Source organism: Flavobacterium chilense, from assembly GCF_001602525.1.
In the GTDB taxonomy this organism is placed as follows: Bacteria; Bacteroidota; Bacteroidia; order Flavobacteriales; family Flavobacteriaceae; genus Flavobacterium; species Flavobacterium chilense.
The window spans coordinates 456,673-473,185 of record NZ_LSYT01000006.1; the positions used below are offsets into that span (position 1 = coordinate 456,673).

Sequence of the window (16,513 nt, forward strand, 5' to 3'; positions counted from 1 at the left end):
AAATGATATCATTTCTGGATCTTAAAAAAATGAACATGTCCTATGAAACCGCTTTTCAGGAAAAATTGAAAGCTGTTTTAGAGAATGGCTGGTACATTTTAGGAAAAGAAGTGGAAACTTTTGAAAAAGCTTTTGCCGAATATTGTAAAACTGATTACTGTATTGGAGTAGGTAATGGTCTTGATGCATTGACCCTGATTTTTAAAGGATATATAGCATTAGGGAAGTTACAGAAAGGTGATGAAGTCATTGTTCCTGCAAATACTTATATTGCCAGTATTTTGGCTATTTTACAGGCAGATTTAATTCCGGTTTTGGTAGAACCAAGATTAGAAACCTACAATATCAATCCGGATTTAATTGAGGAGAAAATAACTCCAAAAACAAAAGCGATCTTAGCGGTTCATCTATACGGGCAATTGGCTGAAATGGACAAAATCACCCAAATTGCTAATCGTAATAGTCTATTAATAGTTGAAGATGCTGCACAATCGCATGGATCAGAAAGTAATCTGAAATCTAAAATCAACAATCTAAAATCAAGTGTTGCTTACAGCTTTTATCCCGGAAAAAACCTTGGAGCTTTAGGAGATGGCGGAGCAATTACTACAAATGATCCAGAGTTAGCAAAAGTGCTGGTTTCGCTCCGTAATTATGGTTCCGAAAAAAAATATCACAATGAACATATTGGAGTCAATTCGAGATTAGATGAAATTCAGGCCGCTTTTTTAAATATAAAATTACCTAATTTAGATGCTGATAATGATAAACGTCGCGCCATTGCAAAGCGTTATTTATCAGAAATAAAAAATGATAAAATAGCCCTTCCGTTTTGGGATTTTTCTAATAATCATGTTTTTCATCTGTTTGTTGTCCGAACTCAAAATCGGGATGATCTACAATCTTATTTATCGGATAATGGTATTCAGACAATGATTCATTATCCAGTTCCGCCACACAAACAAAAAGCACTTTCAAAATGGAATACTTTATCATTTCCTGTAACGGAAAAGATTCATAATGAAGTTTTGAGTTTACCTATAAGTCCTGTTTTGACTGAGGAAGAAGTTGGTTTTGTTGTTGAAGTTGTTAATAAGTATTAGTTTAAATTTTGTTGAAATATATTGAGAGCTATATATAAAGAATTGTTGTTACACAAGTTTTTGATAGCAGTCTATATTTTTGGCTCTATATTTGTTTCAGAAGTAATTTTAGTTAAAAAAAACTTAAAATTAATTTTATTTAATAGGGTTTAATTTTATATTTTCGCAAGAATTAATCTACAAAAAAAAACTATAATAAAATGAAACCATCTTTTACTCCTTTATTTTTGTCAATATTTATATTCATTTTTATCACTACAAATGCACAAATTAGTACTGGTGTAGGGGGAAATATATTTCCAAATACACCATCTTCAAATACAAATGTTGGTATTGGTATTACTAATCCAACATCAACATTAGAAGTTAATGGGGACATTAAAGGAAAGCAAGGCTTTTTTTTTAATTCTTTACCAGATGGGTCAATTTTTTCTTCTTGGCAAGACAGAAATGATAAGTGTTTAGTCTTTTCAGCTGGAGCTTTAGTTGGAAGTGGACCTGCATATTTGAATACAAGAATGATGCAATTTTTCGATTTTCCTCAATCAAATATTAATGCTAAACAAATGTTATATTTTACATTAGCGGATAGAAATGATAATAATCGACTAATATTTTATGCTACAACTGGAGGAAATTCCGTTTTCCAATTAACAGATAAATCACAATCAGAAGTTATGAAAATTGATGAAGATGGAAATGGTAATGTGTTTATGCATTTTCCTAAGCCTAATTCTAGGGTGGTTATTGGGAATTGGGGAAATTATCTGCCAGAACACAAATTTGTAGTTTCGGGTAGTGCAAAAATAGAAGGAAATATTTTAACCGATTCTAATATTGGCATAGGAACTTCAAATTTTATTGACGGCTCTACAACTTATAAATTATCAGTAAAAGGTAAAATAAGAGCTGAGGAAATAAAAGTTTATAATACTTGGGCAGATTATGTTTTTAGCAAAGATCACAAGTTGCCTACGCTGAAAGAAGTTGAAACATATATAGTTAAAAATGGTCATTTACCAAATGTACCTTCTGCTAAAGAAATTAAAGAAAATGGGTTAGAGCTTGGAGAAATGGTTAAAATTCAACAGGAAAAAATAGAAGAACTAACTCTTTATTTAATTCAACAAAATAAAGAAATGGATGAGTTAAAAGCTCAGATTAAAACTCTTTTAACTAAAAAATAATTCACTGAATATTTTTAAAAAAGATTTGTCCTAATAGTAAACTAAAAAAAATAAATAAGAAAAAATGATAAAAATTACGACAAAAGTATATTCAATATTTTGCTTTTTAATTGTATTAGTGGCTAACGCGCAAATTAGTACTGGTACAGGGGGAGGAGGAAATGTACTTTCTAATACGCCATCTTCAAATATCAATGTTGGTATAGGAACAACTAATCCCACAGCTAAATTGGAAGTAAATGGGGATGTTAAAGTGAAAAATATCATTTTTTCAGGAGAAAGTTTTCCCGATGGACAAACTTTTATTGATTTGAATGATCGAAATCTAAAATGTGGCGTTTTTCAAGCAGGTAGCTTTGTTAATGCTAATAGTAGAATGATGAAATTTCTTGATTTTCCAGCCTCAAATATTAATGCAAAATCTATGTTTTGGTTTGCTATCGATGACAGATCAGATAATCAGCGATTTAGATCTTATGCTCAGACAAGTGGTTATGGAGGTTTTGAGATAAATGATAGTAAGCAACGAAATGTGTTTAAAGTTTTAGAAGATACAACACCAGATGGTTGTAATTTCAGTCATGCCTCCCTTCCGAATGCTAACACAAAATTGATAATTGGTGCGAGTTATGAAAGCTTAACATCTGATGAAAATATAAAATACAAATTAATAATTAAGGCTGGAACTTGCGGTTCAACATTTCTAGATGGCTCCGGTAGTGCATTTATTGAAGGAAATACAGTATCAATGGGGAATATTGGCGTTGGTACTACAAATTTTATTGATGGTTCTACTACTTATAGACTATCAGTAAAAGGTAAAATAAGAGCTGAGGAAATAAAAGTTTATAATACTTGGGCTGATTATGTTTTCAGTAAAAATTATAAATTGCCTACGTTGAAAGAAGTTGAAACATATATAGCTAAAAATGGTCATTTACCCAATGTACCTTCTGCTAAAGAAATTACAGAAAAAGGTTTAGAGCTTGGAGAAATGACCAAAATTCAACAAGAAAAAATTGAAGAATTAACTCTTTATGTAATTCAGCAAAATAAAGAGAATGAGCAATTGCATAAAGATATTGAAGAACTAAAAGCACAGGTTAAAATCTTATTAGAGAAGAGATAAGAAGTTATTTTGTTAAAGATTTTTTGAGTTCGAAGTATGTTTTTCAATAAGATTTTAGTTTTGTTATTAAACTATCTATTAAAATTGTGGTATTTTTGAAAAAACTATAAAATGACTTTTTTAGATTTTGATCTTAATAATTATTTATTTGATGTTTTAGTTTTTATTATAGCTTTTACAGACGACTCCATTTTTTTAAGATTATTAAAAGTAGAACATCTTTTTGATAAGGATAAAAAATATTTTGATGATAATTATCCTGCTTTCTCATACAAACAAAAGATTTTCCTGAAATGGAATAATCTATTTTTTCTTATTTCGGATAAAACTCGTAATGAAGTTTTGAGGTTACCTATAAGTCCTGTTTTGACTGAGGAAGAAGTTAGTTTTATTGTTGAAATTCTAAATAGATATTAATTTTAATGGGACACAAAATGACAGAATTAAAATTAACTATTAAGAAATTTGTTCCTGAGAAAATATGGATTACACTTATTAAGTTTTATAATTTTACAAATTTGCGAGGAATGCATGATTTGTATCAAATCAAAAAAGCACCAAAAAAGCACCAAAAAGCACTTCAGATTGTCAGACAAAAAGAAAAAGTAAAAGTTGCCTTTTTTTTGATTCATGAATCTGTTTGGAAATACGATGTACTATTCGATTTAATGTTGCAACATCCCCGATTTGAACCTGTGATATTTGTTTGCCCGGCTGTAAATTTTGGTAAAGAAAATATGCTCTTTGAAATGAATAAATCCTATCATGCTTTTAAAAAGAAAGGATATGATGTTATAAAAACCTATAACAAAGAAACGGAAGAGTATTTTGATGTAAAAAAGGATTTTTCACCTGATATTGTTTTTTTTACAAATCCGTATGAAGGTTTACAGGATTATAGATATTATATAAAAAATTTTTCAAGTACTTTGACCTGTTATGTTCCTTATGCTGTTATGACAACAAATTATAATGCTTTTTATAACTTAAAATTTCATAATCTTGTCTGGCGAATTTTTTCAGAAACTCCTATTCATAAAAAGATAGCATTTGAAAAACAAAGAAATAAAGGGAATAATAACATTGTAACCGGATATCCGGGATTTGATCAGTTTTTAACTAATAGCGTACCAAATTATGAGGTTTGGAAAAATAAGAATTCAATCTTAAAAAAAGTAATATGGGCACCACATCATTCAATGCATGAACTAAATAAAGTATCTAATTTTTTAGAGTATTATGATATATTTCTGGAATTAGCTATAACTTATAAAGATCACTTACAAATAGCATTTAAGCCGCATCCATTATTAAGAATTAAATTAGAAAATGATCTAAATTGGGGTAAAGAAAAAACGGATAGCTATTATAAAGAATGGATAAATTTACAAAATGGTCAGTTTGAAAATTCGGATTATGCAGATCTGTTCTTAACATCAGATGCGCTTATTCATGATTGTGGCTCATTTATGGCAGAATATCTCATTACAGGGAAACCATCTCTTTTTATGATAAGAAATGAGGCAGTAATGAAAGAATGGAGTGAGTTTGGTAAAAAAGCTGTTGATGCGCATTATCAATCCAGAACAAAAGAAGAGTTAATTGATTTTATTGAAAATATAGTATTGAATGAAAATGACTGGATGAAAGAAAGACGAAATAATTTTGTTCATCAAAATTTAATACAAAAGAATAATTTAACTGCTTCGCAGAATATAATGGATTATTTAGAAAATCAGGTTTTTAAATAATTTTAGTCTTTTTATATTAAAAGAATTGTAAATGAATATAGCTGTCATTTTAGCTGGAGGTATTGGAATTAGATTAGAAAAAACATTGCCTAAGCAATTTTTTAAAGTTGCAGGGAAAATGGTTATAGAACATGCCGTTGATGCATTTGAGAAGAATCAATTCATTGATGAAATTGTTATCGTTATTAATAATCATTATCTTTTTATGGTAGAAGATATGATTATTAAAAATGAATGGAAGAAAGTTAAAAGAACTTTAATAGGAGGTAAAGAACGTTATCAGTCAAGTCTCATTGCGATTAATGCTTACCATGAATTAAAAGATGCTAATTTGATTTTTCACGATGCTGCACGACCTTTAATAAGCCAGCGAATTATTAATGATGTTGTAAAAGCTCTAAAACATTATAAAGCAGTTGATGTTGCTATAAATTCAGCAGATACAATTATTGAAGTTGAAAATGATATCATAACTGATATTCCTGAGAGAATAAAAATGCGGAGAGGACAAACTCCTCAGGGTTTTAGACAGGATATTATCGCTAAAGCATACGAGTTAGCATTAAAAGATGAAAATTTTAAAGCGACTGATGATTGTGGAGTGGTTAAAAAATACTTACCTGGAGAAGACATTTATGTAGTAAATGGAGAAGAGGTTAACATGAAATTAACTTATCCTGAAGATACTTATCTATTAGATAAATTATTTCAATTACGTTCTGTTGAAATTCAAGATATTGAGCTATCGATAAAAACTTTGTCGGATAAAGTTATGGTTGTTTTTGGAGGGGCTTATGGAATAGGAAAAAGCATTGTAGATTTAGGTAAGCAAAACGGAATTCGTGTTTATAGTTTTTCCAGAAGCGAAAATGATATTGATGTTTCTAATATAGATTCAGTTAAGAAAGCTTTAGAAAAGGTATTTAAGGTAGAACATAAAATCGATTTTATTATCAATACAGCTGGAATATTGTATAAAGAACCATTAGAGACAATGAAATATGATGATATTCTGAATTCAATAAGTGTTAATTATACCGGAATGGTTAATATTGCTCTTGCTTCATTACCTTATTTAAAAGAATCAAAAGGACATATTTTGTTTTTTGCTTCTAGTTCATATACCAGAGGTAGAGCATTTTATAGTATTTATTCTTCCAGTAAAGCAGCTACTGTTAATTTTGTGCAGGCAATTTCACAAGAATGGGAAACATTGAAAATTAAGGTAAATTGCATTAATCCAGAGCGTACACAAACACCAATGCGAGTAAAAAACTTTGGAAACGAACCTGAAAATACTTTATTAAAACCCGAAGTGGTCGCTTTAAGATGTATTCAGACTTTGTTATCAGATTATACAGGGCAAGTAATTGATGTACGACTTTAAAGTAAAAAATAAATGCAAGGTACTTCATTAAAAGGAATTGCAACAAAAGGAATTTTCTGGTCTGCGGTTGATAAATTTGCTGTTCAGATTGGACAATTTGTTGTAAGTATTATACTTGCAAGAATTTTGCTGCCAGAAGATTTTGGACTAATAGGAATGTTAGCCATCTTTATTGCCTTGTCACAAACTTTCATTGAAAGTGGTTTAGGAGTAGGTTTAATTCAGCGTCAAGACAGAATTGATACTGATTTTTCGACTGTATTTGTATTTAATTTAGCAGTAAGCAGTTTTTTTTATTTAGTGCTGTTTCTCTCGGCACCCTTAATATCTGTTTTTTTTAATCAGCCACAATTAACAAATCTGATACGAGTATTAAGCTTAAGTTTGTTTTTTAACGCTGCTGCAATAGTTCAGAAAACGAAATTGACAATTGCTGTCGATTTTAAATCTATTGCCAAAAGTAATGTAATGTCGGTATTTGTAGGCGGACTATTCGGCGTTGTTGCAGCGATAAATAACTATGGAGTTTGGTCACTGGTTATTCAAAGCCTTGTTGGAGCTTTTGTGTCATCAGTTTGTTTATGGTTTTTAAGTAGTTGGAATCCTTCGATATTATTTTCAAAAACATCTTTTGATTCATTGTTTAAATATGGATCAAAACTTTTAGTGGCAGGTTTGTATGCTCAGTTGTTAAATAATGTTTATAATATTTGTTTAGGTAAATTTTACCCAACAGCTTCGTTAGGCTATTATACAAGAGCAAAGAGTTTTGCCGATTTATCAGCTGGAACTATAGTTAGCATTCTACAACAGGCCACATTTCCTATTCTTACATCATTACAAAACGATAAAGTAAAATTAGTTTCAGTTTATAGTCGTATGATTAGAATGTCGGCATTTCTAATTATTCCAATCATGACCCTGATTGCTTTGCTGGCAAAACCTATTGTTATATTATTGTTTACAGAGAAATGGAGTTCTTTAATTCCACTCTTACAATGGATGGTTTTTGCACGTATATTTCTTCCTATGAGTGCAATCAATATGAATTTATTAAATGCAGTAGGTCGGTCAGATTTATTCTTAAAAGTAGATTTGTCTAAACTGCCTCTTACCATACTGGCATTGATAATCACAATACCATTAGGGTTAAAAGCAATTATAATTGGTCATGTTATTACATCTGCTCTATCATTTCTCATAAATGCATATTTACCAGGGAAATTTTATGGTTATGGTGCAATTGAGCAATTAAAAGATATGATTCCGGTTTTTATTGCTACAATAGGAATGACTATTCCTGTTTTTGTTACGTTGTTTTTTATTAACAATTTGGTAATTCAGTTGTTTCTAGGATGTATAATTGGAGGTGTTACTTATTTATCTATTTGCAGGGTATTAAAATTAGAGGAACTAGAAGAGGGCTGGAAATTGTTTTTGATTTTAAAAAGAAAGATTCTAAAAAATACAAAATAAATAGCAAAATTTTTTTAGAGTTGAGATCTAAGATTTAAGTAAATCTTAATACTTTTTAAAATTTGTTCTCCAAAATAACCAAATTCTCAAACCTATATTTTTGAATAATAATTTATAAGCCTTTACTTTTAACGTGTGTACTATTTCATGATGTACTCTTTTTTGAATAGAAAAATCTTCTATTCTTGTTAGATTTAGTCTAATAGTTTTTTTTAGAATTAAATAAGTTGATAAATTAATTTTTTTAAAAAAGGTTTTATGACTGTCATAGAAATTAGAAGTTAGAGAATTATCAGATAGTCTTTTTTTAATTAATATTTTATCTATATAGTTAAATTCGTATAAACGGGATGAACGTATCCAAAAATCTAAATCTTCATATGCCAGTGTTTCATCGTAACCATTTAAGGAATCATAAACTTTTTTTTTAGCCATTGAAGAAACAGAACAAATACTATTTCCACCAGATATGACACTCAAATAAATATCACCAATTGGTCTTTTTTCTATAGTTTTGAGATCATGATCAACTGGAAAGAAATAAGAATTAAATTTGCCATTTTCGTTAATCAATTCAGCATTTCCATAAACAACCCCTAGATTTTTAAAAGAGTTTTCTGTAAATTTTTTTATTTGTAATGAAATACAATTAGAAATTAAAATATCATCTGCAGCAAGATCTAATATGTAATCTCCTTTTGCTGATTTAAGAGCCTTGTTAAACGATTTAGTATTTCCTAAATTGGTTTCGTTAAAGATAAATTGAGCTTGAGGATAGTTTAAAAGCCATTTTTCAATTATTTTTTTAGAATTATCAGTACTGCAGTCATCTACAATTATTAATTCAATATTTGGATAGTCCTGATTGATAACCGAAAATAAACTCTCAATGACAAATTTTTCATGATTAAAACATAGACAGATAACTGTAACTAATAATTTATTTTGCATATTGTTTTTAAAGAGTTATATATTTGATACGAAAATAGCAAATCAATAATTATAGTGTCTAATAAAAAAACGTAAAATTTAAATAAGCTTATGAATATAATTATGATTGATTTTCCAAAAATTGAAAATGTATTAGGAAATATTGCAGTAATTGAAAATGGTACTGTTCCTTTTGAAATAAAAAGAATCTACTATTTATACGACATTCCAAGTTCTTCTAAAAGAGGGGGGCATTCTCATAAAAAGCTACAACAGATTTTAATTGCAATTTCAGGAAGTTTTGATGTGGTTTTAAAAGATGGTAAAACTGAAAAAATAGTCACTTTAAACAAACCGGATAAAGGCTTATTGATTAAAAGCAATATATGGCGTGAACTTGAAAATTTTTCATCAGGAGCAGTTTGTCTCGTTTTAGCTTCGGATGTTTTTGATGAGGGGGATTATTTACGAGATTATAATGATTTTTTGAAATCAAAAAAATGAAATTACTCTATATAACGCAAAGAGCAAATGAAGAAGGAGGAGTACAGAGAGTACTTTCAATAAAAACCAATTATTTAATCGAAAAATTTAATTATGAGGTTTGTATTATTACTCAAAATAGAGGAGATGAAAATCTTTTTTTTGAGTTTAATAAGCAAATTAAATTTTATGATATCTCATTAGAAAAAAATAAAATATTTAATCTGTTATTATACAAAAGAGAGCTGGAAGAATATATTAATACAATAAAACCAGACTGTATAATTGTTTGTGATTTTGCTCTAAAATCATTTTCGATTCCCATGCTAGTAAAGACAAATATACCTATAATTTTTGAGGCACACGGCTCTAGATTTAATGAATATAGAGAATCTCTTTTTTTAGGATTTTATAGTAAATTCAAGTATCAATTTAGAAATTATTGCGCTTCAAAATTCTCAATTTTTGTAGCATTATCGAATGAAAGTTTAGATGAATGGTCTGTTAAAAATGGATTTGTAATTTCTAACCCTTTATGGATGGAAACAAAATCCATTTCTGATTTGGAATCAAAAAAAATTATTGCGGTTGCAAGACATTCTTATGAAAAAGGAATTGACAGATTATTGCAAATTTGGAAATTAATTGTAGAAAAACATCCTGACTGGTTGTTGGAAATTTATGGTAAGCAAAACGACGACTTACAATTATTAAACTTAGTAAAAAAGTTAAAAATTGAAAAAAGTATCACTTTTTTAAACCCAGTTAAAGATATTCATCATAAATATAAAACTGCATCAATATTGGTAATGACTTCCAGAAATGAAGCACAACCAATGGTCTTAATTGAAGGTATGGCCTGCGGTTTACCTTCAGTAGCTTATGATTGTCCAGTTGGACCAAGAACAATTATACAAGATAATAAAAACGGATTTTTAATTGAAGATGGAGATAAAGATTCTTTTGTTGCAAAATTAACTCTTTTGATAGAGGATCGTAATTTGAGAATGAAAATGGGGGAGGAAGCAAAAAAAAGTGTTCAAAAATATAATATGGAATTGATAATGCAGCAATGGAAATCATTATTCGAATCTATTATAAAATATTAGTTTGAACTGCAATAATAACCTAACCGATAAATATCAAAAAGAAAAAGAGAGGGATTTTTACTTAATAATTGCTTTACAAGCAGAGGTTTAAAAACTTTGAAAACAAGGGCAGTTAATGTAATAAGATAGCATTTTTTTAGGATTTGAAAATAATGCGAAAGTCTTACATAATCCTGAGAAATTAAATTTGAATTAACCAGATTTTTTAAACCTAAAACAGATTCTTCAGATTTTTTTAAAAAAGTTTTGCTGTCTTCAATTCCTAAATGATAAACAGGGTTTTCAATATGAATAACTTCAATTTTACTTTTCATTAATTCATATGAAAATAAAGTATCTTCATGTCTGAGATTTGGAATTTTATCATTGAATTTTACCTTCGAAAAAACACTTTTTTTGATCAGGAAATTTAAAGTTAAAAACGAAATATAAGGATTTTTGGTTCGTTGTTCAGTAGTTAAAGCTTCGCGTTGTTTACCGTAAACCCAACGTAAAATCTGTTCTGGTTGAGGTTTTGAATTTTCATATAAAATACCTCCATATACTATTTTTTCGTTGTTGTTAATTTGTGAAAGGTATTCAGAAAGAAAATTTCCATGAACAGGGAATGTATCAGCATCCAGAAAAAGTAAATTCTCATAAGATGCTTTTTGAGCTAATAAATTTCGAATAGCACTTCTACCAATATTTTTGTCTAAAATAGTATATGAACTATTTTTGAATTGATTTATTTTTTGATTTTCCCGTAAAAATTTCTGAGAGCCATCATCCAAACAAATAATTTCAAACTCAATATTACATTTCAAAGATTGTCTATGTAAAGTTTCAACTAGCGGAAAAACATTATAATTATAAACCGGAATAAGGATCGAAAGCATTACAAGTTTTTTTATAATATATTTGTAAAGGAAATGTTTTTATTCTAAAAATCGTTACCAAATTAGAATTGATTCCAAATTTCTAAAAAATAAAGTATATACCAAAAACCAAAATGAATTTAAGATCTATTTATTATGCAATTTCTCCAAAATCAAGGTTTTTGGTTAGAAAGATATACTATTTTCCAGTTGATTTTTTAAATTATAGAAATAGATCTAAAAATAGACTTGTCCCTAATAAAGGGGATATTTTTATTGGAGGTGGTGATTTTGCTGAACAAGGAAAACATCTTTTTTCACTTTTAGAACAATATGCTTTTATAAAGCCAGAGCACGCTGTTTTGGATATAGGTTGTGGGATCGGGAGAGTTGCTGTTCCATTAACGCAATATCTGACAAGATCAGGAAAGTACGAAGGTTTTGATGTTGTCAAGAAAGGAATTAGTTGGTGTGAGGAACATATTGCAAAAGATTTTCCAAATTTTAAGTTTCAATACATACCATTAAATAATGATTTGTATCATTTAACGGATGAAAAAGCTGAAAATTTTAAGTTCCCTTACCCGGATAATTCATTTGATACTGTTTTTCTATTTTCGGTTTTTACTCATATGCAACCGCTTGAAGTGCAAAATTATTTCAATGAAATTTACAGAGTCCTAAAACCAAATGGGAAATGTCTTTCTACTTTTTTTCTGTACGATGATGAGATTGAAAGCGAAATTTCAAAAGAAAACAGATCGTTTCGTTTTCCTTTCAATAAAGAAAATTATAGATTGATGAATGAAAAAGTTCCTTCGGCAAACATAGCTTTTCATGAAACTTATCTTAGTCAAATGATTCAAAGAAGCAAACTGACATTAAAAAATAAAATATACGGAAGCTGGGCCAATAGAGGAACTGGCAGTTTATTTGATTTTCAGGATATCTTAGTTTTTGAAAAAAATTAAAATAGAAATCTTTATACACTACGTTGCACCACTTCAAAAATTCTCTCATCTTCACATTTTAATGTTTTAGAAGGGAATTTCATCAATAAAGCATAATCGTGAGTAGCCATGATAATTGTTTTACCATTGGCATTGATTTTTTTCAGTACTTCTAATACCTCAGAACTTGTTTGCGGATCAAGGTTTCCGGTTGGCTCATCGGCAAGGATAAATTCAGGATCGTTTAATAAAGCTCTTGCAATGGCAACACGTTGTTGTTCACCACCGGAAAGCTGATGTGGCATTTTGTTTAAAAAATCTTTCATACCCACTTTGTCCAGAACTTCATCAATTTTATGTTCCATTGCTTCTTTTTCAGACCATCCGGTTGCTTTAAGAACAAAAAGCATATTGTCTTTTACTGAACGATCCGGAAGCAATTTGAAATCCTGAAATACAATTCCGATTTTACGTCTCAAAAACGGAATCTCATTTTCTTTAAGCGTAGCTAAATCAAATTCAACAATATGACCTTCACCTTCAGTTAAAGGTAAATCACCGTACAATGTTTTCATGAAACTACTTTTTCCGGAACCTGTTTTCCCAATTATATAGATAAATTCGCCATGCTGAACATCTAAATTAATATGAGATAAAATTTTTCTTCCTTCCTGATATATAGTTACTTCTTTAAGAGACAGTACGATTTGTGACATAATAAAATTGATTTGATTGGTAAAAGTAATAAGATAACGCTTGGATTCAAAATAAATTTGAATCATTTCTGTGAGAAATTTTTAAAAGTTGCCAGAGATTAAAAAGGATCACATTGATTTTTTATGTTTTTGCAAAAAAAATCTAAAATTACAATTTGGCCAAATATCTGAAATCTGACAGAATATAATGAAACTGATTTTTTATCTTAATAAAAGAATATAACCCGGAAAGTTTGAGAACCAATATTTTGGAGCCTAATATGCTGTTTAATAATACTCATTAAAATATTTGTTCATAATAAATTCAGGAAACGTTTCGTTATAAACGGTATAAAATGATACATTTGAATACTAAATATAATTAAAATGCGTAAACTTTCCTGGTTCTTTTTATTACCAATTATCCTTTTCTCGACCATAGTTTCGGCACAAAAATCAGCTATTTACACTTACGATTTAAAGGATTTTGACAAAGCACTGGCTTTATATAATGACAAACAATATGCTTCGGCACAACTTATTTTCGAACATGTAAAAAACAATGCAACGACCGAAGAAGTTCAGTCAGATTGTGCCTATTACATCGCCAATTGTGCCATTAGAACCAACAAAGCCAATGCAGATGCTTTGATGGAAAAATTCGTAAACGATTATCCAACAAGTACCAAGCAAAATCAGGCTTATATCGAAGTTGCCCAGTTTTTCTTTGAACAGGGAAATTATCCAAAAGCATTGCAATGGTTTGATAAAGTAGATGAAAGCTATATGAGCAAATCCGATTCGGATAAATTTAATTTCCAAAAAGGATACAGTTACTTCAATGCCAAAAAGAAAAAAGAAGCCGTAACTTATTTTAATAAAGTGGTAAATTCTCCAGAATTTGGTTCTCAGGCAAAGTATTATTTAGGATTTATGGCTTACGAAGGTGATGATTACAAAGAAGCAACCAAATATTTTGATGAGGTTTCGGGCGAAGAAAAATACAAGGAAAAGCTTTCGTACTATCAGGCTGATATGAATTTCAAACTTGGAAATTTCCAAAAAGCAATCGATTTGGGGCAAACAGCAATGGCTAAATCAAATGCGCTTGAAAAATCAGAACTAAATAAAATTATTGGAGAAAGCTATTTCAACTTAAAACAATACGGTAAAGCGATTCCGTTTTTAGAGCAATATGCCGGTAAAAAAGGAAAATGGAACAATACTGACTTTTATCAGCTAGGTTATGCGTATTACGAACAAAAAGACTTCGAAAAAGCAATTTCCCAATTTAATAAAATTATTGAAGGAAAAGATTTTGTAGCTCAAAATGCTTATTATCATTTAGGTTTAAGTTATTTAAATACAGGAAAAAAACAAGAAGCTTTGAATGCTTTTAAAAATGCTTCTGAAATGGATTTTAACGCACAGATTCAGGAAGATGCAGCTTTAAATTATGCCAAAGTAAGTTATGATATTGGTAACGCCTATCAAACTGTTCCCGGAGTTTTACTTGATTTCTTAAAAAAATACCCAAATAATTCAAGCCGTTCTGAAATAGAAAAGTTATTGGTTGATTCTTATATTTCAACCAAAAACTACAAAGAAGCACTTTCATTATTAGAAAAAAACAGATCGGCAGAAAACAAAGCAGCATACCAAAAAGTGCTTTTTTACAGAGGAGTTGAATTGTTCAACGAATCGAATTATACAGAAGCGGGAAAAATGTTTAAAAACGCTATAAGCGAACAAAAAACGCCTGAGTTTACAGCACGTGCTACTTTCTGGAAAGCCGAAACAGAATATGTTTCTGATGATTTCTCAAATGCATTATTGACCTACAAGCAATTTGCAGGATTAGCTGCTGCAAAAACAACTGATGAATATAAAAATATCAATTATAATATTGGGTACACTTATTTTAAATTGAAAGAATACGATCAGGCAGGAAATTCTTTTCAGGCGCAAATTGATAATTCGAAAGAAGATAAAGTGCGTTTAAACGATTCATATTTACGTTTGGGAGATTGTCGTTTTGTAAATGCAAAATATAGTGCGGCAAACGAAGCTTATGCTAAAGCAATTGAAGCAAAAGGTGTAGATGCTGATTACGCTCAGTTTCAAAAAGCAATTTCTTATGGTTTCATGTCTAAAAACGACAAGAAAGTAGACGAGTTGAATAATTTCCTTCAGATGTATAAAAAATCATCTTATCGTGATGATGCTTTGTATGAATTAGGAAATACATATGTAGCAGAGAAAAAGAACGATCAGGCAATTAAAACTTACGATCAGTTAATTTCTGAATATAAAAACGGGTCATTTACTTCGAAAGCAATTTTAAAACAAGGTTTGATCTATTACAATTCAGATCGTGATGATCAGGCACTAGTTAAATTTAAAAAGGTAGCGGCAGAATTTCCAAAAACTCCCGAAGCTTTAGAAGCAGTTTCTACTGCAAGATTAATTTATGTTGATTCAGGAAAAGTAGATGAATATGCAACCTGGGTTCGTACATTAGACTTCGTAGCGGTTACAGATGCAGAATTAGATAATGATACTTATGATGCAGCTTACAAACAATACAGTCAAAATAACAGCAAACAAGCCATTACTGGTTTTACAGGTTATATAAATAAATTTCCAAAAGGAATGCATGCACTTGAGGCTAATTTTTATCTGGCACAATTGTCTTATGCAGAAGGTTCAGAAACCAAATCAGTAGCAAATTACCAATATGTAACTGATCAGCCAAGAAATGAGTTTACAGAACAATCTTTAACCAGATTAGGGCAGATTTATTTGAAAGCAAAAGATTGCGATAAGTCGATTCCGGTTTTAACACGTTTAGAAAACGAAGCCGATTTTCCGCAGAACAAAAGTTTTGCACAGGCAAATTTGATGAAATGTTATTATGACAAAAAAGATTATGATAACTCAGTAATTTTTGCAGACAAAGTATTGCAGAACCCAAAAGCAGATGCAAATGTAAAAGCTGATGCCCAAATTATCGTGGCACGTGCAGCAATGCAAACCGGAGATGAAGATAAAGCCAAAGCGGCATACGCCAAATTATCTGCAACATCAAAAGGAGAATTAGCAGCAGAAGCCTTGTATTATGATGCTTATTTTAAAACAAAAGAAGGCAAATTTGATGCATCAAACGTTTCTGTTCAAAAGCTGGCTAAAAATTATTCGGCTTATAAATATTACGGAGCAAAAAGTTTGGTTCTAATGGCTAAAAACTTCTACGGATTAAAAGACAGTTATCAGGCAACTTATATTTTAGATAATGTAATCAACAATTTCACAGATTATCAGGATGTTGTAGAAGAAGCTAAAAAAGAGCTAAGTGCAATAAAATTAGAAGAATCTAAAACGAACTCCTCAATTACAAAATAGTTATAAGTTATAAGTAAGAAGTAAAATGCTTTTGCATTTTACTTCTCACAAAAC

14 protein-coding genes are annotated in these 16,513 nt (G+C 29.7%); 11 read left to right on the plus strand and 3 right to left on the minus strand.

Features of this window, described 5'->3' with window-relative positions; translation table 11 throughout:
• Positions 1-2 precede the first annotated feature (2 nt).
• The 7 genes from A4F88_RS15955 (at position 3) to A4F88_RS15985 (ending at position 8,033) form a co-directional block, all read left to right on the plus strand.
• On the plus strand, positions 3-1,103 hold the full coding sequence (locus A4F88_RS15955; RefSeq protein ID WP_068843629.1) for a DegT/DnrJ/EryC1/StrS family aminotransferase: 1,101 nt from the start codon (positions 3-5) through the stop codon (positions 1,101-1,103).
• Between the two features lie 200 nt (positions 1,104-1,303).
• Complete coding sequence (locus tag A4F88_RS15960) at positions 1,304-2,290, plus strand: hypothetical protein (RefSeq protein WP_068843630.1); 987 nt, start codon at positions 1,304-1,306, stop codon at positions 2,288-2,290.
• 64 nt (positions 2,291-2,354) lie between these two features.
• The gene (locus tag A4F88_RS15965; protein ID WP_068843631.1) at positions 2,355-3,419 is read left to right on the plus strand and encodes a hypothetical protein; all 1,065 of its coding nucleotides are present in this window, start codon (positions 2,355-2,357) and stop codon (positions 3,417-3,419) included.
• Between the two features lie 111 nt (positions 3,420-3,530).
• Positions 3,531-3,836, plus strand: a complete 306-nt coding sequence (locus A4F88_RS15970) for a hypothetical protein (RefSeq protein ID WP_068843632.1) — start codon at positions 3,531-3,533, stop codon at positions 3,834-3,836.
• Positions 3,837-3,853: 17 nt separating this feature from the next.
• Positions 3,854-5,170 (plus strand): CDP-glycerol glycerophosphotransferase family protein, encoded by a 1,317-nt coding sequence (locus A4F88_RS15975; RefSeq protein ID WP_068843707.1) that lies wholly within the window; start codon positions 3,854-3,856, stop codon positions 5,168-5,170.
• Between the two features lie 31 nt (positions 5,171-5,201).
• Positions 5,202-6,557 carry a bifunctional cytidylyltransferase/SDR family oxidoreductase gene (locus A4F88_RS15980; protein ID WP_068843633.1) on the plus strand — a complete coding sequence of 452 codons (1,356 nt, stop codon included), beginning with the start codon at positions 5,202-5,204 and terminating at the stop codon, positions 6,555-6,557.
• 12 nt (positions 6,558-6,569) lie between these two features.
• Entirely contained in the window at positions 6,570-8,033 is a 1,464-nt protein-coding gene (locus tag A4F88_RS15985; RefSeq protein ID WP_068843634.1) for a lipopolysaccharide biosynthesis protein, read from the plus strand.
• A gap of 45 nt (positions 8,034-8,078) precedes the next feature.
• Here the strand turns inward: A4F88_RS15985 and A4F88_RS15990 are convergent, their stop codons facing one another.
• Complete coding sequence (locus A4F88_RS15990; RefSeq protein WP_068843635.1) at positions 8,079-8,984, minus strand: glycosyltransferase; 906 nt, start codon at positions 8,982-8,984, stop codon at positions 8,079-8,081.
• A gap of 90 nt (positions 8,985-9,074) precedes the next feature.
• Between A4F88_RS15990 and A4F88_RS15995 the strand changes: the two genes are divergently transcribed.
• The gene (locus A4F88_RS15995; protein WP_068843636.1) at positions 9,075-9,467 is read left to right on the plus strand and encodes a sugar 3,4-ketoisomerase; all 393 of its coding nucleotides are present in this window, start codon (positions 9,075-9,077) and stop codon (positions 9,465-9,467) included.
• Positions 9,464-10,555: a glycosyltransferase family 4 protein gene (locus A4F88_RS16000; RefSeq protein WP_068843637.1), complete on the plus strand. Its 1,092-nt coding sequence runs from the start codon at positions 9,464-9,466 to the stop codon at positions 10,553-10,555. The genes A4F88_RS15995 and A4F88_RS16000 overlap by 4 nt, the downstream gene beginning before the upstream one ends.
• Here the strand turns inward: A4F88_RS16000 and A4F88_RS16005 are convergent.
• On the minus strand, positions 10,552-11,433 hold the full coding sequence (locus A4F88_RS16005) for a glycosyltransferase family 2 protein (RefSeq protein WP_068843638.1): 882 nt from the start codon (positions 11,431-11,433) through the stop codon (positions 10,552-10,554). The two genes, A4F88_RS16000 and A4F88_RS16005, sit on opposite strands and share 4 nt — an antisense overlap.
• Before the next feature lie 113 nt (positions 11,434-11,546).
• On the opposite strand from A4F88_RS16005, the gene A4F88_RS16010 reads away from it, so the two are divergent.
• Positions 11,547-12,383 carry a class I SAM-dependent methyltransferase gene (locus tag A4F88_RS16010; protein ID WP_068843639.1) on the plus strand — a complete coding sequence of 279 codons (837 nt, stop codon included), beginning with the start codon at positions 11,547-11,549 and terminating at the stop codon, positions 12,381-12,383.
• 11 nt (positions 12,384-12,394) lie between these two features.
• Here A4F88_RS16010 and A4F88_RS16015 read toward each other — a convergent pair whose 3' ends face one another.
• The gene (locus A4F88_RS16015) at positions 12,395-13,078 is read right to left on the minus strand and encodes a cell division ATP-binding protein FtsE (RefSeq protein WP_068843708.1); all 684 of its coding nucleotides are present in this window, start codon (positions 13,076-13,078) and stop codon (positions 12,395-12,397) included.
• Positions 13,079-13,444: 366 nt separating this feature from the next.
• Here A4F88_RS16015 and A4F88_RS16020 point away from each other — a divergent pair, with 366 nt between their 5' ends.
• Entirely contained in the window at positions 13,445-16,459 is a 3,015-nt protein-coding gene (locus tag A4F88_RS16020; protein ID WP_068843640.1) for a tetratricopeptide repeat protein, read from the plus strand.
• Positions 16,460-16,513: the final 54 nt, after the last annotated feature.

Coding starts and splice junctions, on each gene's coding strand:
- A4F88_RS15995 (WP_068843636.1), top strand. CDS start 9,075: ATGAATATAATTATGATTGATTTTCCAAAAATTGAAAATGTATTAGGA.
- A4F88_RS16020 (WP_068843640.1), top strand. CDS start 13,445: ATGCGTAAACTTTCCTGGTTCTTTTTATTACCAATTATCCTTTTCTCG.
- A4F88_RS15985 (WP_068843634.1), top strand. CDS start 6,570: ATGCAAGGTACTTCATTAAAAGGAATTGCAACAAAAGGAATTTTCTGG.
- A4F88_RS15960 (WP_068843630.1), top strand. CDS start 1,304: ATGAAACCATCTTTTACTCCTTTATTTTTGTCAATATTTATATTCATT.
- A4F88_RS15970 (WP_068843632.1), top strand. CDS start 3,531: ATGACTTTTTTAGATTTTGATCTTAATAATTATTTATTTGATGTTTTA.
- A4F88_RS16010 (WP_068843639.1), top strand. CDS start 11,547: ATGAATTTAAGATCTATTTATTATGCAATTTCTCCAAAATCAAGGTTT.
- A4F88_RS16015 (WP_068843708.1), bottom strand. CDS start 13,078: ATGTCACAAATCGTACTGTCTCTTAAAGAAGTAACTATATATCAGGAA.
- A4F88_RS15955 (WP_068843629.1), top strand. CDS start 3: ATGATATCATTTCTGGATCTTAAAAAAATGAACATGTCCTATGAAACC.
- A4F88_RS15990 (WP_068843635.1), bottom strand. CDS start 8,984: ATGCAAAATAAATTATTAGTTACAGTTATCTGTCTATGTTTTAATCAT.
- A4F88_RS15980 (WP_068843633.1), top strand. CDS start 5,202: ATGAATATAGCTGTCATTTTAGCTGGAGGTATTGGAATTAGATTAGAA.
- A4F88_RS16005 (WP_068843638.1), bottom strand. CDS start 11,433: ATGCTTTCGATCCTTATTCCGGTTTATAATTATAATGTTTTTCCGCTA.
- A4F88_RS15965 (WP_068843631.1), top strand. CDS start 2,355: ATGATAAAAATTACGACAAAAGTATATTCAATATTTTGCTTTTTAATT.
- A4F88_RS15975 (WP_068843707.1), top strand. CDS start 3,854: ATGACAGAATTAAAATTAACTATTAAGAAATTTGTTCCTGAGAAAATA.
- A4F88_RS16000 (WP_068843637.1), top strand. CDS start 9,464: ATGAAATTACTCTATATAACGCAAAGAGCAAATGAAGAAGGAGGAGTA.